Below are 22,420 nucleotides of genomic sequence, written 5' to 3' on the forward strand. Positions count from 1 at the left end.
CCGTGCGCCGACGGCGTCCGGGCGCAGCCGGGCACTCGCCTCCACAGCTGACGCGTGCGCCGCACCTGGCGCGGACAACCGGCCTGAGCACCGCATTAATGGTCGTCTCAGATTCGCTCGGTACGAAGTCGGCGTCGAACAAGCGAGGTAATCCGCCGGCAGGAGGCTGGTCATGGCAGTGAATGCCGCGCCGATGCCGTCGGGGATACCACCACACGAACACCTGAGGAGAGACTGACATGAGGCCCTTGGGACGCCGCAGCTTCCTGACCGCCGCCACGGCACTCGGCGTCGGCGCCGGCATCTCCACGCATGCCATTGCCTCGGCAGTGAGCGACGACAAGACTCCGGGCCGGGCTCCGGACCAGAACGCGGACAAGACCGCGGAAATTTACCAGCGGGACCGGGACCTGCCCTTCATCGGGACGGAGGAGACATTTTCCACTCCCGAGTTGCTGAAGCTGAACTCCATCAACCAGGATCACATAGCCTTCCTCGAGGAAACCGGTCTTGCGGATCTGGGCCAGCGCCGCATCGGCGACATGGACGCGGGGGGACTCAACGTTCAAATCCTCTCCGCTCATACACCGTCCGTACAAAACGTTCCCGGGCAGAAGGGCATCGACTTTGCCTATCGCCTTAACCGGCAACTCGTAGAAGGGCCGATCGCCACATATCCGGGCCGCTTCAAGGCTTTCGCCACCCTGCCCCTGCAGAGCCCGAAGGCGGCGGCGGACGAGCTGGAACGCTCGGTCCGGGAAGACGGCTTCGTGGGCGCGCTGACCAACGGACACATCACGAAGAAGTATCTCGATCATCCCGAATTCGAGCCCGTGCTGGAACGTGCCGTTGCGCTCGATGTGCCGATCTACCTGCACCCCGGCTATCCGGCTGACGACGTCTTCAAGATTTACTACAGCACCACGCGGTCCGAATACACCAAAGAGTTCCAAGACTACATTTTCAGTGGGTCCGGATATGGCTGGCACCAAGAGGTGCTGACCCAATGCATTCGGATGATCGCGTACGGGGTCTTCGACAGATTCCCCGCACTGAAAATCATCATCGGCCACATGGGCGAAGGTCTCCCCTTCTACTACAAGCGGATCATCGAAGACATGGGCGAGCCGACCAGGAACTCGCTCAAGAAGCCTGTCGAGCAATACTTCCAGGACAACTTCTGGATCACGACCAGCGCATTCCCCCAGACCGAGCTGCTCGATCTCCTGCTGAAGTTCATAAGCGTGGATCGAGTGATGTTCGCAACCGACTATCCGTTCGCGGACATAAAGGCCCAGACCGACTGGTTCCGCGGATTCGATCTGCCCCGCGAGGACAAGGAAAAGATCGCGTTCCGAAACGCGGAGAAACTGTTCAAGATGACAGTGCCCGTGAAGTGACGCGCCGGCGTCGGCACCAGTAACGGTTCTCCTGAGATCTCCCGCGCGCCGGCCGCCTGGTCATCGACAGCGCGGTGCGCGAGGGTCTGCCGCGGGGCTCCACGGTAGACCCTCGCCCCGCCCGCATCACCCCGACGACGACCACGTCATCGCCGGGTCACGCCTGGACGCCGTCATTGGCGAGCACAGCATCGACTGATATCACGTTGCGTAACTGAAAAGTCATGATCATCGGGGCGGGGATCGGTGGGCTGACGCTCGCCCAGGCCCTGCACCACGGCGGTATCGACGTGTCCGTCCACGACCGTGACCCCCAGGTGGGAGCTACCGGCGGTTACCGGCTGCATCTCGACGATCGCGCCTGTGAAGTCCTGCGCCGCCACCTCAGCCCGCAGCACTACCACGCCCTGTTGGCCAGCTCGGTCTCCCGTGCGTCGCTTTCGCCGCTACACCTGGACCGACCACCACCTGCGCCCGTTGGTCACCCGCCCCTCCGATCAGGGCACCGACACTCTCATGATCGGACGAGTGCCGCTGCGCACCCTGCTGACCCACGGCCTGGAGGATCAGGTGCGGTTCGGGGCCGAATACGTGTCTCATGAGGTTCTGCCCGACGGCCGGATCACCGCTCACTTCGCCGACGGCAGTACCGACACCGCAGATGTCCTCGTACGCGCCGACGGTACCCACTCCCGGGTGGCGGCCTCGCTCGCCGGCCGGGACCTGGCGAACCCCATCGGGTTCGGGGGCATCGCGGCCCGCACTCCGCTCACCGCACGCACCCGCGCCCTGCTGCCCGACATCGTCAACGACGGGCCGGTGCTCGCCCTGGGCCTCAAGGGAGCATCGGTGTTCATGCAGGTCCACGACCCGAGTGGCGGCCCGGCAATCGATCCGGCCTCCTGCGCCACCGTCCCGGCCATCACGGAGGCCCCGTCCCTGGTGTGGGGATTCAGCGCCACCGAGACCGTGCTGCCCCCCGCCACCGTGCAGGGGATGACCGAGCCGGAACTGGTCGAGTTCACGCTGTCCACCGTTCGCGGCTGGCCGCCGGCCGTGCGCGAGCTCATCGCCGCCACCGACCCCGGCTCCGCGGCCGCGTTCCGGTTCTCCGCCGCCGACCCCAATGCGGACCTGACGCCGTGGCCGGCCGGACCGGTCACCGCACTCGGCGACGCCGTGCACGCCATGCCTCCCACCGGCGGACGCGCCGCCGCCACCGCCATCATCGACGCGGACCACCTCGCCCGCGAGCTGTTCGCCGCTCGGGACGGACACAGCACCATCGCCCTGGCAACCCACCGTTTCCATCGCGAGATGGCCGGCTACGCGCCCGCCGCGATCCGCTTCTCCATGCTGCCGTTGCGTTGGCTGTCCCGTGTCGACCGTCTCGACCGGCCCGGTCTTCGCGGCCTCGCCGAACTCGGACTCAACGCCGCCTCCGCGGTTCGCCACGTCAGATCCAGCCTCAACGGGCGGGCCGCCGCATGAGCGACCCGGCTCGGCTCGGACATCCGGCGCTGCCCGCGTGGGCGGCCTCGCCGTCCGCGGCGCCGTCCGCGTTCGCCGCGTCCGCCGCCGCCGGCGAATCGAATGGAGCGCCGCCTCAGGTCGTGGATGCGGAACCCGCAGCGCAGTTGTAGGCGCATACGTGCAAGCGCACTCTCATCGGCATGTCCGTGCATCAGCCGGTCGCCTCGGTGTGATTCTGTGTAGCGCGCGGAGTGCGGGAGATCCGGCCGCCATGGCTCCGCTCTGGGGCGGTACGAGGACTCGGCCGCGACGTGCGTTCCGGTGGGAGAACTCCGCTACGCGCGGGGGTAGTCATCGGGTGAGGTGGGCCTCGCTGAGGCGAGGAGTTTCCGCTGGGCGGCGGGGTCATGGGAGATCGGTGGTGTGACCGCTGTCGAGCCCCGGTTGAAGTAGCGGCCGGTCACGCCGGCGATCGCCACGATCCTGGCCGGCCGTCTCGCCGACGCCCTGGACACGGCCCGGGAGCGCGGCGAGGTCAGTCTCGCCGTGCCCGGTCGCGACGCCGCCGCCTTCCTCGTCGGCCCGATCAACTACCGCAGCACGATCGAACACGGCCCCGCCGACACGTTGTACGGGTGTGGTGCGCACGACGCCGGCGTCACCGTCGCGCTGGAGCCGCCGCCCGGCCGTGTGCGCCTCGCACCGCTGTCGGAGCAACCCGAAGACATCGCCGGGGTACGGACGGGATGAGCTGGGCACCGGATATGTCGCTTCGCCACTACGACTTTCGCCGGATGCGCATGTCGGGAAGTCCGGGCACGGTGGGGAGCGGCCGGACTTACCAGGAGAAAGGCATCAGATGCTGTCACGACGTAACCTGCTCGCGGGTGCGACCGGCATCGGCGCGGTCGCGCTGGCCGCTGCCGCCGGCGCCAACGCGTTCGCCGGCGAGACCACGACCGCCGCCTCGCCGGCCGCGCGCCGCCTGCCGACCACGCTCGCCCACCGGCGGCCCCGGGTGGCGAGCCGGGCACGGACCGACGTGGCCGACTTCAGCCTCACCCACCTGTCGGTCGTCTCCTCGGCCGCCGCGGGCGTCCGGCTGCGTACCGCCGCGGGCTGGGGTGACTGGGTCGACCTCGCCGCGAGTTCCTGTGCGGGCGCGCGCGACGGCCGGACCGCGCCCGCCGGACGGCGTTCACTGGTGCTGGCCCGGGACGTCACCGGCTACGAGGTGCAGACCAGCGACGGCAGCACCGCCGTGGTCACCGAGCTGAACACCGTCGACGGGCCCGCCGGACCGGTCGCCGGCGCGAGCACCCGGCAGCTGCGTACCCGCGGTGGCGCCTGCGACCTGCCCGCCTACCTGTCCCGGGCCGCGTGGGGCGCGGACGAGACGCTGCGTTTCGCCGCGGACGGCACCACCGAGCTGTGGCCGGTGCAGTATTTCCCGGTGCAGACGCTGACCGTCCACCACACCGGGCTCTACGCGCACAACGACGACCCGGACCCGGCCGCGACCGTCCGCGCCGTCTACTACGACGACTGCGTCGTCGACGACTACGGCGACATCGGGTACCAGTTGCTCATCGACGAGGCCGGCGCGGTCTACGAGGGGCGCGTCTCCGGCGACGACGGCCTGCCCGTCTACGACCGCGAACTGAACATGGCCAACGGCGCGCACGTCGGCTCGTTCAACGCCGGCAACATCGGCGTGGTCCTGCTCGGCCGCTTCACCTCCGTGCAGCCGACGCCGGCCGCCCGCGAGTCGCTGGTCAAGGTGCTCGCGCTGCTGTCCAAGGTCTCCGGCCTCGATCCGGCCGGCAGCACCGCCTACCTCAACCCGGGCAACGGGCTCGGCGGCCAGGTCCGCACCATCCAGGGACACCGCGACTGGGCGGCGATCGGCGCCGGCGCCACCGAATGCCCCGGCGACGCCTTCCACCCCACCCTCGAGTCGATCCGCCGGGACGTGGCGGCGTCGCTCTGACCGACGGCCCGGTCACCCCGGTCGCCGCTACCCGGTGACCGGGGTGCGCTCCTCGTCGCCCTGAATCGTCGCCGCCGCCCGGCGCAGCTCCGACAGCACGACCCGGACCGCGCGCCGTGCCGCCCGCTCGGGCCGGTGAAGGACGTCGATGTGGCGCCGCGTGCGCACCCCGCTGAGCGGCCGGAGGACCATCCCGGCGTGTGCCCGCGTGGTCCAGCGGGGCATCAGCGCCAGACCGCCCCCGGCCACCACCACCTCGGCGGCCACCGCGAGATCGTTGATGCGGTGCACGACGGTCAGCGGCCGGCTCGCCGCGGTGGCGATCGCGTCGACGGTGGCCGACAGCGGAAAGCCCTCGTGCACGCTGATCCACGGCTCGTCCACCACGTCGTACGGGCTGAGGCGCCGCTTCGCGGCCAGCGGATGGTCGCTGGGCAGCGCCACGTCCAGCGGCTCACGCAGCAGCGGGCTCGCGACGACCGTGTCCGGCCACGGTGACGCGTGCCCGAGATGGTGCGCGAGCACCAGGTCGTGGTCGCGGGTGAGCCGCGGGAACTCGTCCTCGGCGACGTCCTCGTCGGTGAGTGCGAGCCGCGGGCGTCCCGGCCCGGACCGGCGCAGCAGCAGGGGGAAGAAGGCGGCGGCCGCGCTGTGGAACGCGGCCACCGACACGTTCGCGTCCGGCCGCTCCACGAACTCCTCCACCACGCTCCGCGCCCTCGCCAGCGCGGTCTCCACCTCGATCGCGGCACCGGCCAGCGCACGCCCGGCGTCGGTGAGCACCAGCCGCCGCCCGTCGCGCTCGGTGAGCGGCACCGGGATCGGGCGCTGCAGCAGCCGCAGCTGCTGGGAGATCGCCGACGGCGTCATCGCCAGCGCCTCGGCCGCGGCGGTGACGCTGCCCAGCTCGCCGACCTCCCGCAGGATCTGCAACTGCCGCTCGTTCACCCGCTGAGTGTAGTGATCCTTCAGCGTTCCTGAAGAAGGTCGCTCTTGGCTTCACGATCGGCCCGCCGCAGGCTGTGCGCATGTTCCCCGGCCGCCGCACCGACGCAGTGCTGCTCCTCGTCGCGATCGTCTGGGGGTCCAGCTACCTGGCCGCCAAGACCGCCACCCACGACCTGCCCGTCCTCACGGTCCTGCTCGCCCGGTACGCGATCTCCACCATCGCCTGCCTCGCCCTGGTCGAGGCACGCCGCCGCGGCGGGCGGCTCACCCCGGACGAGATCCGGATCGGCGCGCTGCTCGGCGTCACGCAGGCGGCCGTGCTGGTGCTGGAGACGTACGGCGTCGCGCACACCAGCGCCGCCAACGCCGGACTGATCATCAGCCTCACCATCGTGCTCACCCCGCTGCTCGACCGCGCGGCCGGCGCGGGCCGGCTGCCCGCCCGCTTCTTCGCCGCCACCGGCCTGTGCCTGCTCGCCGTCACGCTGCTCATGCTCGGCAGCGGCTTCCACCGCCCCCGGATCGGCGACCTGCTGATCCTCGCCGCGGCCGTGGTGCGCGCCGGGCACGTCGTCCTGGTCGGCCGGCTGACGAAGAGCCGGACCGTACGGCCCCTGCAGCTCACGGCCGTGCAGATGGTCGTCGGCACCGTGCTGTTCGCCGGGCCCGCCGCGAGCGGCCTGCCGGCCCTCGCCCGGGCCGACGCCGCGACCTGGGGTGCGCTGCTCTACCTCGCGCTGTTCTGCAGCGTGTTCGCCTTCCTCGCCCAGACCTGGGCGGTGCAGCACAGCTCACCGAGCCGCGCCAGCCTGCTGCTGGGCACCGAACCGGTCTGGGCGGTCGCGATCGGCATCGGACTCGGCGGCGAGACGTTCACCGCCTTCGCCGGTCTCGGGGCGGCGCTCATGGTCGCCGGCACGTACTGGGGACAGCACATCGAAGAGGCGGCGAACCGGGATCGGGGTCAGCCGAGAAGCAGGGCCTCGGTCACGTCACTGGCGAAGTTGCCGCCGGCGCGCGTACCACCGCCGAAGGTGTAGACGGTGTCGCCGACGGCGGCGGCACCGAGGCCGTGACGGGGGGTGGGGAGCCGGCCGGCGGGGGTCCAGCGGTCGCGGCGCGGGTCGTAGCGCCACACGTCGTCGTACACCGCCGGCTCGGGACCCTGACGTTCGCCGCCGAAGGCGTAGAGGTGACCGTCGTGCGCGGCCGCGGCCAGGCCACCACGCGCGCCGGGCATCGGTGCCCGCGTCTCCCAGCGGTTCGTGCGGGGGTCGAAGACCTCGACGGTGGCGAGGTTGCGCTGGATCGGGGTGCCGTCCGGGCCGAGGGAGAACCGGCGGCCGCCGATGACGTAGATCCGGCCGTCGATGACGGCGGAGGCGGCACTGTTGCGGGCGGTCGGCGCGGGCGGGAGCGTGGTCCACCGGCCGGTGGACGGGTCGAGCATCTCGTGGACGGTGGAGTCGACGTGGGTGGTGAAGCTGCTCGCGTCCGGGGTGGCCCGGACCCGGCCGCCGATGACGTGGACCCGGTCGCCGACGCTCTCGATGACGAACTCGGCGCGTGGCGCGGGCAGCGCGGGACCGGCCGACCAGGCGTCCTCGGCCGGGGAGTAGACGTACGTGTCGGCCTGTGCCTGCCAGCGGGGGAAGCCGCCGCTGAAGCCGCCGACGCCGTAGATGCGCCCGCCGGCGGCAGCCAGGCCGATGTGGTGGCGCGCGTCCGGCAGCGTGGCGAGCTGGACCCAGCGGTCGGCCGCGGGATCGTACGCGTCGAAGTGCGCGGACGCGCCGGTGTTCGGGTTGAGCAGCCCGCCGGCGACGTAGACGCGGCCGTTCCACGACTCCGGGTAGAGTTCCTGTCGCTCCAGGGCCATCGGGGCGCGGGTCTGCCAGCGCTCCCGGCCGGACGCCGGGGTGCCGGCGCCGAGCGTCGCGGCGGTCGTCGTGACGAGGGCGGCGGAGAGGACCCGGCGCCGGGTCGGACGGAAGCTCATGAAGTGCCTTTCCTCTGATCGTCCGGTGTGGTGGGACGGGATCCGCGGCCGGTGCACGGCCGCGCCGTCATCGCGTACCACGGTGCCCGCGATCCGGCACACCGGCACACTCGCTTTTGGCATGTCCGTCATGCCACGGGCACATACCTGCTGACATATCCTCACGATCATGAGCGCGGGCGGGGGCATCGACGGGGTCGACCTCAACCTGCTCAAGCCGCTCGCCGCGCTCCTGGACGAACGCAGCGTCTCCCGGGCCGCGATCCGCGCCCACATGAGCCAGCCGGCGATGAGCCGCACCCTGCAGCGCCTGCGCAAGGCGTTCAAGGACGACCTGCTCGTGCGCGGGACCGGCGGGTACGAACTGACCCCGGCCGGCGAGCGGATCCGGCGGCAGCTCGCCACCCTGCTGCCGGACGTGGCGGACATGTTCGGCCGCGGGCCGTTCGCGCCCGCCGGCGCCGCGGAGACGTTCCGCGTCGCCGGCAGCGACTACGCCGCCACCGTGCTCGGCGACCCGCTGTTCCGTGACGTGCTGCGGCAGTCGCCCCGGTCCCGCCTGCACTACCGGACCTGGCACGACAGCGTGTTCGACGAGCTCGACCACGGCCGGCTGGACCTCGCGTTCTGCGGTGTGATCCCGTCCGGGCCGCTGCGCGCCGAACGGCTCTTCGACGAGCGGTTCGTCTGCGTGCTCTCCAGCGACCATCCGCTCGCCGGGCGTCCCGCCCTGGACCTGGAGGAATATCTCGGCGTCCGGCACGTCGTCGTCGACGTGTCCCGCGGCGAGCAGGGCGTGGTCGACGCCGACCTGCGGCGGGCCGGCCGGCGCCGCAGCCCGGCCCTGACCGTGCCGTACCACAGCGCGGCTCTGCACGTGGTGCCCGGAACCGACTTCGTGGCGACGATGCCGGAGCGCCTGGTCCACCCGCACGACGGCATCCGGGTGGCCGCGGTCCCGCCGCAGATCGGCGTGATGGCGTACGCGATGGTCTGGCACCCCCGGCTGGACACCGACCCGGCCCAGCACTGGCTGCGCGACCGCGCCCGCGCCGCAGCCGGGCCCCTGACCCGACACCGATGACGGCGGGACGCGCACCGAACCCGAGGTGACGCACGAGGGCGGGGCCGCGGCTGCCGGAAGAACCGGTCAGGCGGGCGCGGCGGGGCGCGGCTCACGGGAGAACCGGCGGAAGCGGGACGGCGGCATGCCGCGCTCCCGGTGGAACGCGCGGGTGAACGCGAACACCGACGTGTAGCCGACCGCCCGGGCCACCCGCTCGACCGGCTCGTCGAGGTCCCGCAGCCGGTTCGCGGCGACGCTCATCCGCCACCGGGTCAGATAGCCGACCGGGTTCATGCCGGTCGCGGCCAGGAACCGCCGGTGCAGGGTCGACTTCGACATCGCCGCCACCTCGGCCAGCCCGGCCGCCGTCCACGGCAGGTCCGGGCGGTCGTGGATGCTCGCCACCACCGCGCTCAGCTGCGGGTCGCGCAGCACCGCCCACCACGCCGCATCGATGATCGGCGTGCCGGTGATCCAGCCGCGCAGGACATGCGCCTGCAACAGATCCACCAGCCGGTCCAGGACGAACGACGACGCCGGCGCGCCCGGATCGGCGAACTCCCGCTCCACCGCGCCGACCATGCCGCCGAGCGGGCCGGCCCGCTCGGCCGGGACGTGCAGGACCGCGGGCAGCATCGCCAGCAGCGGCGCGTCATGGACGTAGGAGACCCCGACCAGCCGGGTGACCGCACCGCCACCCCCTCCGCCGGCCGCCACCGGCACCCCGGCCTCGCGCGCCACCCGGACCGCCGCACCGTCACAGACCGGCGTGGGCGCGCCCGCCGAGCCCGCCATCGTGTGCGTGGCACCCGTCGGCAGCAGCGCCACGTCCCCCGGCCGCAGCCGCACCACGGTCCGCCCGGCGACGGTGAGCAACGCCGACCCGGACGTCAGCGCGTACACGGTGGCCTCGCCGGCCACACCGGGCCGGCCGAACCCCCACGGCCCGGCCGCGTCGAGGCACGCCCCGGCGCTGCCCCGCACCCCGGAGACCGCCAGCACCTGCGACAGCACGTCCATGTCACCACGGTAGGGCTGACACTGCCGGGCAAGGATCCGGCATCGTCGAGCATGGTCCACCGCACACGCCGTCGATAGCGTCCACGCATGCCGTACACGATCGATCCGGATTTCGCCCCGGTCCTCCCCGCACCGGACCTCGCCGCCGCGCGCACACCCGCCCCGGCCCGCGACGTGACCACCCTGCGCACGTCGATGAACCAGGCCGTCGCGCACACCCTCGCCGCGAACGCCGTCCCGGCCGACGTCACCCGCACCGACCACCACGCGACCGCCGCGGACGGAACGACGATCCTCCTGCGCTGGTACGCCAAGGACGGCGCGGCCCCTGGCTCGGCCGTGCTGTTCCTGCACGGCGGCGGCATGATCTCCGGCTCGGTCGACGCGTTCGACACCACCGTCGCCCGGTACGTCTCCGCCAGCGGCGTGCCGATGCTGTCCGCCGAGTACCGGCTCGCCCCCGAACACCCGTACCCGGCACCGCTCGAGGACGCCTGCACCGCCCTCACCTGGCTGCACGAACACGCCGGCGACCTCGGCGTCGACCCGAACCGGATCGCCGTGCTCGGCGAGAGCGCCGGCGGTGGGCTCGCCGCCACCCTGGCCGTCCTCGCCCGCGACCGCGGCGGCCCGGCCATCGCCCGCCAGATCCTGATCCAGGCGATGCTCGACGACCGTGCCACGATCCCCGACGACCACCTGCCGCCGTACGTCATCTGGTCCCACCAGGACCACGCCACCGTCTGGCAGGCCTACCTCGGCGACCTCGCCGAATCTCCGGACCTCCCCGCGACCGCCGCGGCGGCCCGCCTCACCGACCCGGCGGGCCTGCCGCCCGCATACCTCGAGATCGGCCAGCTCGACATCCTCCGCGACGAGAACATCGCCTACGCGACGCTCCTCGGCCGCGCCGGCATCGACGTCGAGCTGCACGTGCACCCGGGCGTCCCCCACGGCTTCGACCAGATCCTCCCGCACAGCGACATCGCCCGCCGCGCCACCGCCGACCGCGTCCGCGTCCTCAGATCCGTCTGACCCGGCGACAGCGAACGCACCGCCCGGCACGGCCGAGGCGGACCGCTCCGGGAGCCACGCCGCGGCGGGCGTCAGACCGCGGGGCGGGCCTGGCGGAGCGTGGTGACCGTCATGTGCACCGTGCGCGGGCCGGCGATGCCGTCGGCGGGCAGACCGACGGCGGTCTGGAAGCGGCGGGACAGCGCGCCGGGCGCGCTTCGGCCGAGCCGGACCCGCGGGGAACCGTCCGGGGGTAGCCGCACGGCGTACCCCCGAATCGGGTCTAGAGCGTGTATCGAAGTCAGAGCCAGATGTTGATGCAGGCGATCTGGACGGTGGCTTCGTAGCGGACGGCGAGTTTGTCGTACCGGGTCGCGACCGCGCGGTGCTGCTTCAGCCGGCTGATCCCGCGTTCGATGGTGTTCCGTTGTTTGTACCGCTCAGCATCGAAGTCGTAGGGCCGGCCGCCGGCTGCACCCTTCCGGGTGCGGCCGGCGGCCTGGTCGGTCTTGATCGGGATGACACAGGTGATCCGGCGGCGGCGCAGATAGGCGCGGTTGGCCCGGCTGGAGTAGGCCTTATCGGCCATCACCGCCTCCGGCCGGGTTCTCGTCCGGCCGGACAGTTTCACGACCTTCACCCGTTCCAAGACCTTGACGAACTGCGGGCTGTCGCCCCGGTGCCCGGCCGTGACCACGATCGCCATGGGCTTGCATCCCTGCTCACAGGCCAGATGGACCTTTGTCGTCCAGCCGCCACGCGACCGGTCCAACCCGTGATCGTCAGGCTCCGGATCACCGACACCGCCCGGCGGCTCCGCCTGCCCGGCGCTGTCGCGGCGTGCTCCGGCGGCATGCTGATGCGCCCGCGCGATGGTCGAATCAACCGACAGATTCCAGATGATCGCGCCCACCGCCTCGGCCAAAGCTTGCAGCCGGGCGAGGATTCTCGACCAGGTCCCGTTGCGTTGCCACCGGCGAAACAAAGCGTATGCCGCGGACCATGACCCGTAACACGGCGGTATGTCCCGCCACGCACAGCCGACCCTCACCCGCCATCGGATCGCGTCGATCACCGTCCGTCGGCACGTCGCAGGCGGGCGGCCGGAACGCCGCTGGTCAGGAACAGAAAGCAACGGCTCCAGACGCGCCCACTGCACGTCGGTCAGGTCATGCCGCCGCAACACCGCTAAGGTGTCCACGAGGTCTCCGGTATTCAGGTGTTTCTTGGTCGAAAAACCTTCTACCGGAGACCTCGCCTATTTCAGCCACGACGCGCCGCAACCCTCGTGGACTTCGATACACGCTCTAGTCGGTCACGACGCCGGTCAGCGGCGGCCGCTCGTCGGAGATCGGCCGCAGCTCGACGGTCTCGGCCGGTTCGGCCAGGTCGTCGCGGATCGTCGGGATGCTGAACTCCGCGGTCAGCGAGCCGGCCGGGATGTACGGCCACCAGTACACGACCTCGTGCAGCGGCCTCGCCGGTTCCGCGGGCACGCCGAACGTGTCGAGCAGCCATTGCGGGTCGACGTCCACCGTGGACAGCTCCGGTCCCCCGGCCGGCGGGAACGCGGCGTACACGGTCTCGGCGTAGTAGCTCTCCGACGGCGTGGAGAGCGTGAGCCGCCAGGTGAGGGTGCCGCCCTCGGTGACGCTGCCGGTGACCGGGCCCGCGGTGACGGTGCCGGCCGGGTCGTCGTTGACGACGTCGACGGTGCCGACGTAGTCGCCGACGAGCACGCCGGTCTCCGCCTTCGCGAGCACCTCGATGACCTCCGCGGTGTGGTTCCAGACGTCGTCACCGCGGACCGTGACCGGCACGTCGATCCTGGTCTGACCCGGCCGGACGGTGGTGGTCCAGCTGACGCTGGAGGCACCGTCGGGCTGCACCACGGACAGGCGAAGGCGCGCGTCGCCGGCGCCGGTGACCGCGACCGGGATCCGGTAGGTCCGATCCTCGCCGGGCCCGCCCTCGGTGACCACGCGGCCGGCCACGTCGACGCGCGGCAGCGGGGTCGTGCGCGGGTCGGGGGTGCCCGGTGACCAACCCCAGGCGTCGATCAGCCAGGCGGTGCCGGACGCGGCGCGGGGCGTGAGCGTCAGCGTGGCGACGTCACGGACGCCGTGGCGCGGCACCCGGACCTCCTGCGCCCACACCGGTGTGCCGAACTCGCCGGCGGGCAGCCCGGTCACGGTCACGTCGCCGAGCGCGGTGGTCCTCCCGGCCGTGTCGGTCACGGACACGCCGAACGTGGCCGGCGGCGTGTTCTGCGGCACGGCCAGCCGCAGGGCCAGCCGCTCGGCGGACCCGAGCCGGGCGGCGGTGGGCGGGCTGACCGTCATCGGGGTGCCGGCCGCGGTCCAGTCGTAGCGGATCGCCTGCCGGCCGGGCTCGTCGTACAGCAGCCGGAACATCGCGGCGTGCGGCGAACCGTAGAACGGGAGCGGTTCGCACGCGTCGTCGTCGCGGGTGACCTGGTCGCAGAGCCGCGCTCCCCCGCCGGTGCGGTAGCCGTCGGCGGGCAGGATCGCGGTGGTCCGGTTGCCGCCGACCGCGTGGCTGAGCACCCGGGCCGGGTCGGCGGACGGCGCGCGGCGGCCGGTGCCGTCCAGCAGCGGCCGGACCCGGTCGTCACCGGCGACGAACAGCCGGGCGGCGGCCGCGATGTAGGTGGCGCCCATGGTCTGCTGCGCGGCCGGGGCGAGCCGGGTCGGCGCGTCCGGCCCGCACACCGCGTCGTCCGGCAGGAACCAGTCGTCGTTCGCGGGTGCGGCGGCCTGGCCGGGCGTCCACTCGGTGTTGAAGTAGTTGTGGTTCGCGCCGACCGCGTAGAGCACGCTGTGCAGGGCACGGCCCTTGCTGACGCCGCGGGTCGCGTCGGCGAACATCTGGCCCTGCAGATCGGCCACGTCGCCGTCGCAGCCGGGCAGGATCGTCGCCGACGGTACGTCCGGGGCCGGGTTCTGCCCGAAGATCGTCGGGCCGATGAGCAGCAGACCGCGGATCGTCCACCGGGGCCGGGTGCCGGGGGTGAGCGAGTCGATCGCGGCCCGGTTGACGCCCTCACCGCCGCGGGAGTGGCCGATCAGCAACACCTTCGACAGGTCCGCGGCGGGCACGGACCGCACGATCGGCGGCGCGCCGGCCCGGCCGGCCCACACCTCGAGGTGCCGGCGCACGAGCGCGGACCGGGCGCCGGCGCCGGCCTCGTCGAGCGCGCCGTCCTGGGCGTTGATGCCGTTGGCCGCGATCGACACGGTGATGTAGCCCTGCGAGGCGAGCAGTTCCTGGGCCTGCAGATAGCCGAGGTGGCTGGGGACGGGCACGCTGCCGGGCGCGCACGGCCAGTCGAGCGTGAAGTCGGTGCCGCCGTCCGGGGCGTAGCACCACAGGTGCCGGCCGTGCAGGAACAGCGCGAGCGGGCGGGCGCCGGGCGCGTCACGCGGGGCCACGACCTCGGCGACCATCTCGACCGGTGCGGGCAGGCCGGGCAGCGTCGCGGCGGGCAGCTCGTACCCGCCGCGCACCGTCCGGTATGGACCCCTGATGCCGGGGTCGACCGGATTCGCGGGCAGCGGCGGGATCTCGGTGACCGGGGCCTGCGCCCGGCTCGACGACGGCCGCGCGTCGAGCGGACGGCCGCCGACCTTGACGGTCAGGTCGTCCGGGAGCGGCCCGGTGCCGACGTCGAGGCGGAGGGTGCGCTGGTCGGCGTCGGGTGCCGGGCGGCCGAGCAGTCGGTCACCGGCCCAGAACTCGACCATGGCGTCACCGATCGGCACCAACGAGTCCGAGCGCCAGGTGAGCTTGCCGTCCTCGATGGACCAGCCGGGAGCGGCATTCGGTGGGGCGGCCGACACCGGAACGCCGGTGCCGGCCACCAGGACCGCGGCGAGCGCGGCCGTCAACAGGGTTCTGCGCATGCCCACTTTCTAGCAATACATGTCGATGCCTGGTCACGGGCGCGGCAGGGTGGCGTATCAGGCAGCGGACGACCGGCCCGCTCGCCGGCGCTCCTCCCTGCCGGTCCCGGCGTGGCCGTGCGCGGGCTCGGCGGCGGGCCGGCAGCACGCCGCCGGTGGCACGTCCGAGAGCCGAGCCCCGGATCAGGCGCCGAGCAGCTCGTCGATCTGGTTGATCGCCGTGGTGGCGCCCTCCACCACTCCCATGTCCAGCACCTGCTGCAGCGCGTCGGCGGACGCGTACCGGCTGACGTAGACCGCCCGGGTGCCGCCGTCGTGCGCGGTGAAGGTGTAGACGTTCGACGAGGCCGGCAGCCCCGGCAGCGGGTTGAAGTCCAGGTCGGCGAACCCGTCCTGGAAGGAGAACGACCGCGGCTCGTCCACCTCCGTGACCTGCCAGTACCCGGCGTGCTTGTCGCCCTCGGGCCCGGTCATGTAGTAGGTGACGCGGCCGCCGGGCGACAGGTCGTGGTCGACGACCGTGGCCGGGTAGCCGGGCGGCCCCCAGATCTTCTCCAGCTGGCGCGGATCGGCGTACACCCGCCAGACGCGCTCGACCGGCGCGGCGAAGTCCGCGGTCATCGTCAGGGTCAGGTCGTCGAGGTCGTGCCGGACATCGGTCACGGGCATCGGTCAGTCCTCCTGCTCGGGGTCGAATGCGAGAAGCGCGTCGATACGGGCGACGCGGCCGCGCCAGATCTCCTCCAGCTCGGCCAGCATGGCCGCCACCGACCGCACGGTCGCCACGTCACCGCTGGCCAGTTGCTCACGGCCGACGCGTCGCTTGGTCACCAGGCCGGCTCGCTCCAGCACGGCGACATGTTTCTGGACCGCGGCGAAGCTCATGTCGTACTCCGCCGCGAGGGCCGAGACGGAAAGCTCCCGGACCAGCACGCGACGCAGGATGTCACGCCGGGTGCGGTCGGCGAGCGCATGGAACAGAGCGTCCGCCCGCTCCACGTTCTCCTCGGTCACCACCCCAATATACAACCAATCAGTTGTACGTTGTCAACGGCGCCGACGACACGACCCCACCCGGTGCCGGCCGCCGGCCCCGGGGCGCGCCGCGGATCCGGCGGCGCGACGGCGGTCGCGGCTCGTCCCGGTGCCGCGCGGAACCGGCTCCGACGCCGGCCGGCAAGCGGAGCGCGAGCGGAGTCTTGCCGGCCGGCGAGGTTGGCCCGCGGGAGCATGCGGGCCGCACCACGCCGGAAGCGGGAAGATCACGACCTTCGGCCCCTGGTCCATGTGAGTGCGTGGCCCGGTCTACTGCGGCGGTGCCGGCCGGATGCGTCTCGAGCAGCGGGGCTCTGGGTAAAGGGCGATCCTGACGGAGCGCGCGAAGGGACCCGATCATGGCCGATACCGCGATCGTCACCGGTGCCGGTGACGGGCTGGGGCGCGAGATCGCGCTCGGCCTGGCCCGGGCCGGGTACGGCGTCGTCGTGACCGATGTCGACGAGCGGGCCGCGCGGACGTGCGCGGACCTGATCGAGGGGCACGGCGCACCGGCCCACGCGCTGCGGGCCGACGTCCGGCAGCCCCAGGACCTCGATCGCGTCGTGACGCTCGCGCGGGAGCTCGGCGGGCCGCACGTGCTCGTCAACAACGCCGGCGGCTGGACACCGCAGCGACAGTATCCGCAAGCGGCGGCCGACGAGTGGACGGCGACGATCCACCTGAACCTGATCGCGCCGATGAGGCTCAGCCAGCTCGTGCTCGAACCCATGCGGGCCCGGGGCGGCGGCGCCGTCGTCAACATCGCCTCCAGCGGTGGAATCGGTTTCGAGGCCTACGGTTCACCCGAGTACGGCGCGGCCAAGGCCGGCCTGATCCGTTTCACCGCGACCCTGGCCGGCCTGGCGGACACCCACGGGGTCCGGATGATGTGCGTGGCTCCGGACTGGATCGGGCTGAGCCGGGCGCACGCCCAGTGGCAGCGCATGAGCGCCGGGGAGCGCGCCGCATCCCGCCCGCTGATCCCTCCGGCCGAGGTCGTCGCCGTCGTCCTGGACCTCGTCGCGCGGGGAAACGGCGGAACGGTCGTGGAGATGTGGGGAGGCGGTCAGCGCATCGTGCACGGCGCGGGGTGAGGAGCGCGCGGCTGTCCCCCGCGTCGCACGATCAGCGCGGCGGACGTGACGCCCGCCGCGGCCGCTCCCGGATGCATGACAATCTCGGTCAGCGGTTTCCGAGCCACTGCCAGTATTGGCTTTCCCGGCCCGCACAGGGCTCCGTGGTGAGCAGGAACCCGCCGTAGCTGTCATCATTCGACCTGGTCAGGCAGAGGCCGGGGTAGGCCACGCTGTCGAAGTACGGTCGATCGCCCGCGTAGCGGACGGCCCAGTACTGCTGCGGGCTGGTGACACAGGAGTAACCGACGGCCTGCCGGCCGTTTCCGTACGCCGTCAAGCAGGAGTTGAAGTTCGCCGATCCGCTGTTGCCGATGATCCGATACACGTCGGGGTCCCCGGTGGTGTGCTGAAAGTACTGCCATTGATAGCGGAAGTCGCCGTTGCAGCCGGAGAAGACCCGCCAGCCGAATTGCACCGAGTGGTCCAGGCAGCCACCGGCGCTGTTCTTCACGTACCAGTACCCCGTGGCCGCGCTCGCGGGAGCCGCGCCGACGACGATCAGCGCGAGGACCGCGACGAGCACGGTGAGCAGTCTGGTGGGCTTCCATACCTTCACGAGCGTTCTCCCTCGGGTGCGTGTCAGACCGGGGCGGACGGCGCCGGCCGGTGCCCTCAGGCTAGGAACGCGGCTGCCGACCGGTCACGACACCTGTTCCGGGAACAGCGGGCCGCCGGCACCCCCGCACCGAATCGACTCCACGGCGCCGGGTCCGTTCTGAATTCGGGCTGAGAGTTGCCGGTTACGTTCCTCCGTACGGAGACACCCATCCTTTTCGGAGGCGACCGTGACAGCACGTCGAATCCTCATTCGCTCGATTCTCGGTATCGCGATCGGACTGACGCTGACCGTGACCGCCGGCCCACCCACCGCCGCGGCCGCGGCGAGCGCGTCACCGGTCACGTGGCGGCTCAGAGACCTGCATCAGCGCTTCTGTACGCCCACCGGCCTCGCGCGCCTCATCTACTTCCCCGTCTTCATCGAGGGCGCCTGGTCGCAGGAACTCCGCATCCGGCTCGTGGACACTCCGCCGGGGTTCGAGCCGACAGCGGGCCCGGACGTCCCGCCCGGCCACTCGGACGACGTCGGCGCCGTGGGCGCGGCGTCGGCCTGGATGCCCGCGATCCCGGAGAAGTCCGAGTACGTGCTGACGGTGCGCGCCACCTCGGGCTCCGAGACGCAAGAGGTCCCGGTGTATCTCGGCATCGACGACGACTGGCTGAACTGCATCAACAACGGGCCACGGGGATGACCCCGATCGGCCCGGACACGTCTTCCGCGGGCCGCTGACGACGGGACGCGGCGTGGTCACCGCTCGCCGGACGCGCACCGGCACCGGTCCGGACCGGTGCGGAGCGCGCGCCGACGTGGGCGCGCCGGGCGGTGGCTGAGCCGTGGCCGCCGCGGCCGGCGCCGGCCGCGGTCGGCGGGCCGGTGATCGATGGCCGCCGTGCTCGTCGCGGCGGACGGCACAGCGGCTCGGGCGCGCTGCCGGCGCCCGAGCCGCTGCCCGGCTCACCGCAGGCCGAACGCCCTCGTGATGCGCTGTTCGACCGTGTTGCCCCGCGCGTCGCGGGCGCTGGTGCGCAACGTGACGAACTGGGCCGTCCTGGGCGCCGCGATCCGCGTGCTCCAGCCGTCCGGCTGCCGGCGGAGCGTCGTCCGGTGCCAGGTGGCCCCGTCGTCGTACGAGACGTCGAGCGTGACCGTCCGCACGACTCCGGGATCGGTCGCCGTAGCCAGCGTGGAGGCGGCGATCGTCAGGTCGAAGGTCCGACGCGCCCGGCCGTCCCGGTCGGTGTCCACGTCGTAGTCGAGCTGGATCAGCGGTGGGCTGATCACCGTCCCCGGCTGCACGTCACCGGAGCTGAACGACCACTCGGTGCGGGTGCTGGTCGAGTAGGGCCCGGGCCACGCGTCCCGGTTGTTCTCCGACACCAGCCGGTACGGAAGCACCTGCGCCGGCAGCGAACCGGCGGCCAGCAGCGCGTTGTACCGGTCGTTGGCGCCCACCACCTTGTCACCCTGATAAAGGGTCAGCCGGTTGTCGGCGCCCGGGTTGTCGCCGGTGCTGCCCGCGTGCGCGGCGCCCGAGTCGCCCCAGCCGGGGATGTTGGCGAAGAACCAGCCGCCTTCCTGGCGGAAGACGTTGAGGCCGTCCGGCTCGTCCACCAGGCGGGGCCGCTGCACCGGGCCGAACCACCGCTGCTGCTGCACCGAACCGGCCCGGTACGCGGTCGGCGCGGTGTGCTGGGCCTGCTCCCCCGGTATCGCCACGTTGGAGATCCACTTCCGGCCGGCGGTGACCCAGTCCGTGCGGTCACCGCGGGCCGGAGCCTCGGCGTGGTCCAGGAACATCGGGAACCCGAGGGAATTGATCTCGGACCGTTGCTCGATCGCGCGGCCGGGGCGCCAGTTGTCGAACGACATGTCGACCCGGGCCAGACTGCCCGGCGTGGCCCGGTAGGACAGGTCCGCCGGCACCGCGCCGACGTAGTCGGTGACCAGGTCGTAGGCGTACTCGGTGACCGGGTGCGAGGTGACGTCCAGCCGCACACCACGCTCGCGCTGGATGCGGGCGATGAGTTTCTCACCCTCGTCACGGGTGAGGGTGGCGACGGTGACCGGTGGCGGATCCGACGGCATCCACACCGTACCGGGCCAGGGCTCGAGGCGACCCGGGCCGTCGTTGACGACGAGCAGCAGCTTGGCGCCCGCCGCGGCCGCCGCGACGGCCCGGTCCTGGATCGAGGTCTCGCCACCGGCCCGGACCACCAGCGCCTTGCCGCGCACGGCACCGCCCAGCACCGCGTCGAGGCTGCGCACCGTGGCCGGCAACGGTGTCGCGCCCTGCCGCACCCGCAGGTCGTCATAGCCGGCGACGGTGAGTTCGGGCTGGGCGAGGCGCCAGCGTGCCGACGCGGTCAAGGTGCCGTCCGGAACCTTGCCGGTCGGCAACACCCAGACGCTGTCGTACTCCGGTCCCGGATACCACGCGTCCAGCCACGGATTGCCGCCGGTGATGTCCCGGATGAGCGTGAACCGGGACGCGGTCACCGTGGACGGCAGCGGGGTGCTCGCGGTCAACCGGCGGGCCTTGGCCGAGTCGAAGACCACCGTGCGGTCCCCGTCCAGCTGGATGCCGGTCACCGGCAGGATCGCCAGACCCATGGAGCTCGGCCCGTGGGTCCCCTCGACGTCGCCGGTCAGATAGGCGGTGTACGTGCCCACCGGCAGCCGCAGGTCGAGCGCTCCCGTCTCGTCGATCATCTGGATGACCGTCCGGTCACGGCTCAACACGACGACCACGCCACCGAGCGGCTTGCCGCTGCGGTCCCGGCCCCGCAGCGCGAGCTGATGGCGTGGGCCTTCCTTGCCACCACCGACGGAGGTACGCAGGCCGCCGGTCGCGGTCACGTAGCCGGAGAAGGTCTGCTCGGGCGGGACCCGGTCGAACGACGTCGTCGCCGTCACCGTGGCGGTGCCGTGGGCCGGCACGGTGACCCGCTTCGCCGACAGGGTGACCAGGTCGAGCGAGGAAGTCAGATCGAGCGTCACCGGAGCCGCGCCGACGTTGGTATAGGTGATCTCCCGGTCGACCGGGCCGGTCGGCGCGGTGGGATAGGACGGATAACCGAAGTTGACCGAACCCGTCGCGAAGACCGTGGCACGCGCCGTCGCGGCGACGTCGAGCCGGCCCGTACCACCCTGGTAGGCGTTCAGGTCCGGGGTGGCCTTGGTCGTGCTGACCAGGGCGTCCTTGAGCTGCTGACCCTTCAGCTCGGAATGCGCCGCGGCGACCAGCGCGGCGGCGCCGGCGACGTGCGGCGTCGCCATCGACGTGCCGCTCATCGACAGGTAGGGCCCCTCACCGGTCGCGCTGAGGTGGGAACGGGCGGCCACGATGTTCACGCCCGGCGCGGTCAGGTCGGGCTTGAGCGCCCGATCACCGACCCGCGGCCCCTGACTGGAGAAGCCGGCGAGCACGTCGTGGCCGTCCACGGCGCCGACGGTCAGCGCCGCGTCGGCGGCACCCGGCGTACCCACGGTGTACTTGCTCGGGCCCGCGTTGCCGGCCGCGATGACGAACAACGCGCCGGTCTCCTCGCTGAGCTGGTTCACGGCCACACTCATCGGGTCCGTACCGTCGGTCGGGTCACCGCCGAGGCTCATGCTGACGATGCGGGCGCGCTGGTCACGGACCGCCCACTCCATGCCACTGATGATCCACGACGCCTGGCCGAAGCCCTCGTTGTCGAGCACCTTACCGACGTGCAGGCGGGCGCCCGGCGCGACGCCGCGCTCCTTGCCACCGGACGCGGCACCGCTGCCGGCGATCGTGGACGCGACGTGGGTGCCGTGGCCCATGCCGTCCTCGACCGACTCGCCGGGCACGAACGACGTGGTCGAGGCCACCGCGTCGGCCAGGTCCGGATGGGAGGTGTCGATCCCGGTGTCGAGGACGGCCACGTCGACGCCGGTACCGGTGTTGCCCTTCTGCCAGACCTCCGGCGCGCCGATCTGCGCGGTGCTGTCGGCCAGGGCCGCCTTGGCCTTGCCGTCCAGCCAGATCTTCTTGACCCCCGATGCCGATCGGGCGCCGATCGCGGAGTCCAGGAACCGGCCGGAACGGTCCGCGGTCAGCGCGGCGCCGCCGATGCTGTCCAACGGCCGGACAGCGGTGGCGCCGGGCAGTGCCGTCGTACGCATGACGGCGCCCGGGTCGCCGTAGGTGACGATCAGCGGGATGCCGGAGCTGTGCGCGTCGTCGTAGCCGTCGGCCACCAGCTCGGTGACGTTGAACAGGTCCTCGTCGAGCAGGCCGGAAGCCAGGTGACGAAAAGCCTCGTGCGGATAGACGTACGTGTCACCGTCCTTGACGTTCGACACGTAGCCGGCCATCCGGCCCGCCGGGTTACGGACCTGAACACCACCGTCGGCGGCGACGGTCACGATGTCGCCGGTGATCAGGGTGACGGTGGCGGCCGGCGCGATCTCGGGCGGCGGCGCGGACGGGGCGGCATGGGCGACCGAGGGGACGAACGTGACCGAACCTGCGGTCAGCACGACGAGCCCGAGCCCACGCAAGCGTGACAGTGACAATGAAACCTCGCGGATGATCGATGAATCGAGCACCGCCCACTATGAGGATCTTCGATTACGGTGTGATCAACTGCCCGTATCAGGTGGACTTGTCCGGTCGACACCAATCCGCGCACCGTCATTACGTCCGACATGCGCTCCACAGCCCGAGGCCGGCACCCACCCCACCGGCAACCCGCGACACAGCCCGACGCACCGCGCCGTCCCCGCCCCGGGCCGGCATGAGAGCAATAACGGGAGCATTCGTTGCCTCGCCTCCGCACCATACGAACAATCGTTGCGACCGAAGCCCGATGGTGACCGTCCACTGTG

19 protein-coding genes and 1 pseudogene are annotated in these 22,420 nt (G+C 72.1%); 10 read left to right on the plus strand and 10 right to left on the minus strand.

The features are described from left to right. The first annotated feature begins 239 nt into the window (after window positions 1-239). From J2S44_RS04885 to J2S44_RS04900, 5 genes and pseudogenes are all read left to right on the plus strand, one after another. On the plus strand, window positions 240-1,400 hold the full coding sequence (locus J2S44_RS04885) for an amidohydrolase family protein (RefSeq protein ID WP_310409369.1): 1,161 nt from the start codon (window positions 240-242) through the stop codon (window positions 1,398-1,400). 224 nt (window positions 1,401-1,624) lie between these two features. Next, window positions 1,625-1,717: pseudogene (locus J2S44_RS42840) on the plus strand (NAD(P)-binding protein); the annotation flags it as partial. A 46-nt stretch (window positions 1,718-1,763) separates the two neighbouring features. After that, the gene (locus J2S44_RS04890) at window positions 1,764-2,891 is read left to right on the plus strand and encodes an FAD-dependent oxidoreductase (protein ID WP_310409371.1); all 1,128 of its coding nucleotides are present in this window, start codon (window positions 1,764-1,766) and stop codon (window positions 2,889-2,891) included. A 528-nt stretch (window positions 2,892-3,419) separates the two neighbouring features. Beyond that, window positions 3,420-3,623, plus strand: a complete 204-nt coding sequence (locus J2S44_RS04895; RefSeq protein ID WP_310409372.1) for a hypothetical protein — start codon at window positions 3,420-3,422, stop codon at window positions 3,621-3,623. Between the two features lie 109 nt (window positions 3,624-3,732). Beyond that, entirely contained in the window at window positions 3,733-4,863 is a 1,131-nt protein-coding gene (locus J2S44_RS04900; protein WP_310409373.1) for a peptidoglycan recognition protein family protein, read from the plus strand. Between the two features lie 27 nt (window positions 4,864-4,890). Here J2S44_RS04900 and J2S44_RS04905 read toward each other — a convergent pair whose 3' ends face one another. Beyond that, window positions 4,891-5,811 carry a LysR family transcriptional regulator gene (locus J2S44_RS04905; protein ID WP_310409374.1) on the minus strand — a complete coding sequence of 307 codons (921 nt, stop codon included), beginning with the start codon at window positions 5,809-5,811 and terminating at the stop codon, window positions 4,891-4,893. 80 nt (window positions 5,812-5,891) lie between these two features. Here J2S44_RS04905 and J2S44_RS04910 point away from each other — a divergent pair, with 80 nt between their 5' ends. Then, window positions 5,892-6,851, plus strand: a complete 960-nt coding sequence (locus J2S44_RS04910; protein WP_310409375.1) for a DMT family transporter — start codon at window positions 5,892-5,894, stop codon at window positions 6,849-6,851. Here J2S44_RS04910 and J2S44_RS04915 read toward each other — a convergent pair. Beyond that, window positions 6,776-7,810: a Kelch repeat-containing protein gene (locus J2S44_RS04915; RefSeq protein ID WP_310409376.1), complete on the minus strand. Its 1,035-nt coding sequence runs from the start codon at window positions 7,808-7,810 to the stop codon at window positions 6,776-6,778. The two genes, J2S44_RS04910 and J2S44_RS04915, sit on opposite strands and share 76 nt — an antisense overlap. Window positions 7,811-7,979: 169 nt before the next feature. Here J2S44_RS04915 and J2S44_RS04920 point away from each other — a divergent pair, with 169 nt between their 5' ends. Beyond that, a complete protein-coding gene (locus tag J2S44_RS04920; RefSeq protein ID WP_310409378.1) occupies window positions 7,980-8,894 on the plus strand; it encodes a LysR family transcriptional regulator in 915 nt (304 codons plus the stop codon). 66 nt (window positions 8,895-8,960) lie between these two features. On the opposite strand, the gene J2S44_RS04925 is transcribed toward J2S44_RS04920, so the two are convergent. Continuing rightward, window positions 8,961-9,896 carry an AraC family transcriptional regulator gene (locus J2S44_RS04925; RefSeq protein WP_310409379.1) on the minus strand — a complete coding sequence of 312 codons (936 nt, stop codon included), beginning with the start codon at window positions 9,894-9,896 and terminating at the stop codon, window positions 8,961-8,963. Window positions 9,897-9,983: 87 nt separating this feature from the next. Between J2S44_RS04925 and J2S44_RS04930 the strand changes: the two genes are divergently transcribed. Beyond that, window positions 9,984-10,931: an alpha/beta hydrolase gene (locus J2S44_RS04930; RefSeq protein ID WP_310409381.1), complete on the plus strand. Its 948-nt coding sequence runs from the start codon at window positions 9,984-9,986 to the stop codon at window positions 10,929-10,931. A 71-nt stretch (window positions 10,932-11,002) separates the two neighbouring features. Here J2S44_RS04930 and J2S44_RS04935 read toward each other — a convergent pair whose 3' ends face one another. From J2S44_RS04935 to J2S44_RS04955, 5 genes are all read right to left on the minus strand, one after another. Beyond that, window positions 11,003-11,173, minus strand: coding sequence for a peptidoglycan-binding domain-containing protein (locus J2S44_RS04935; protein WP_310409383.1), 171 nt, complete (start codon window positions 11,171-11,173; stop codon window positions 11,003-11,005). Window positions 11,174-11,211: 38 nt separating this feature from the next. Then, window positions 11,212-12,093 carry an IS5 family transposase gene (locus tag J2S44_RS04940; protein WP_310429476.1) on the minus strand — a complete coding sequence of 294 codons (882 nt, stop codon included), beginning with the start codon at window positions 12,091-12,093 and terminating at the stop codon, window positions 11,212-11,214. 124 nt (window positions 12,094-12,217) lie between these two features. Continuing rightward, complete coding sequence (locus J2S44_RS04945) at window positions 12,218-14,833, minus strand: alpha/beta hydrolase (RefSeq protein ID WP_310409384.1); 2,616 nt, start codon at window positions 14,831-14,833, stop codon at window positions 12,218-12,220. A 183-nt stretch (window positions 14,834-15,016) separates the two neighbouring features. Next, window positions 15,017-15,502 (minus strand): SRPBCC family protein, encoded by a 486-nt coding sequence (locus J2S44_RS04950; RefSeq protein WP_310409386.1) that lies wholly within the window; start codon window positions 15,500-15,502, stop codon window positions 15,017-15,019. A gap of 3 nt (window positions 15,503-15,505) precedes the next feature. Next, entirely contained in the window at window positions 15,506-15,847 is a 342-nt protein-coding gene (locus tag J2S44_RS04955; RefSeq protein ID WP_310409387.1) for an ArsR/SmtB family transcription factor, read from the minus strand. Between the two features lie 380 nt (window positions 15,848-16,227). Between J2S44_RS04955 and J2S44_RS04960 the strand changes: the two genes are divergently transcribed. Beyond that, window positions 16,228-16,965 carry an SDR family NAD(P)-dependent oxidoreductase gene (locus J2S44_RS04960; RefSeq protein ID WP_310409389.1) on the plus strand — a complete coding sequence of 246 codons (738 nt, stop codon included), beginning with the start codon at window positions 16,228-16,230 and terminating at the stop codon, window positions 16,963-16,965. Between the two features lie 88 nt (window positions 16,966-17,053). On the opposite strand, the gene J2S44_RS04965 is transcribed toward J2S44_RS04960, so the two are convergent. Then, the gene (locus tag J2S44_RS04965; protein WP_310409390.1) at window positions 17,054-17,563 is read right to left on the minus strand and encodes a ricin-type beta-trefoil lectin domain protein; all 510 of its coding nucleotides are present in this window, start codon (window positions 17,561-17,563) and stop codon (window positions 17,054-17,056) included. A gap of 229 nt (window positions 17,564-17,792) precedes the next feature. Between J2S44_RS04965 and J2S44_RS04970 the strand changes: the two genes are divergently transcribed. Beyond that, window positions 17,793-18,257 carry a DUF5980 family protein gene (locus J2S44_RS04970; protein WP_310409391.1) on the plus strand — a complete coding sequence of 155 codons (465 nt, stop codon included), beginning with the start codon at window positions 17,793-17,795 and terminating at the stop codon, window positions 18,255-18,257. Between the two features lie 263 nt (window positions 18,258-18,520). Here J2S44_RS04970 and J2S44_RS04975 read toward each other — a convergent pair whose 3' ends face one another. Next, window positions 18,521-22,093, minus strand: coding sequence for a S8 family serine peptidase (locus J2S44_RS04975; RefSeq protein WP_310409392.1), 3,573 nt, complete (start codon window positions 22,091-22,093; stop codon window positions 18,521-18,523). Window positions 22,094-22,420 lie beyond the last annotated feature (327 nt).

This window comes from Catenuloplanes niger (assembly GCF_031458255.1).
In the GTDB taxonomy this organism is placed as follows: Bacteria; Actinomycetota; Actinomycetes; order Mycobacteriales; family Micromonosporaceae; genus Catenuloplanes; species Catenuloplanes niger.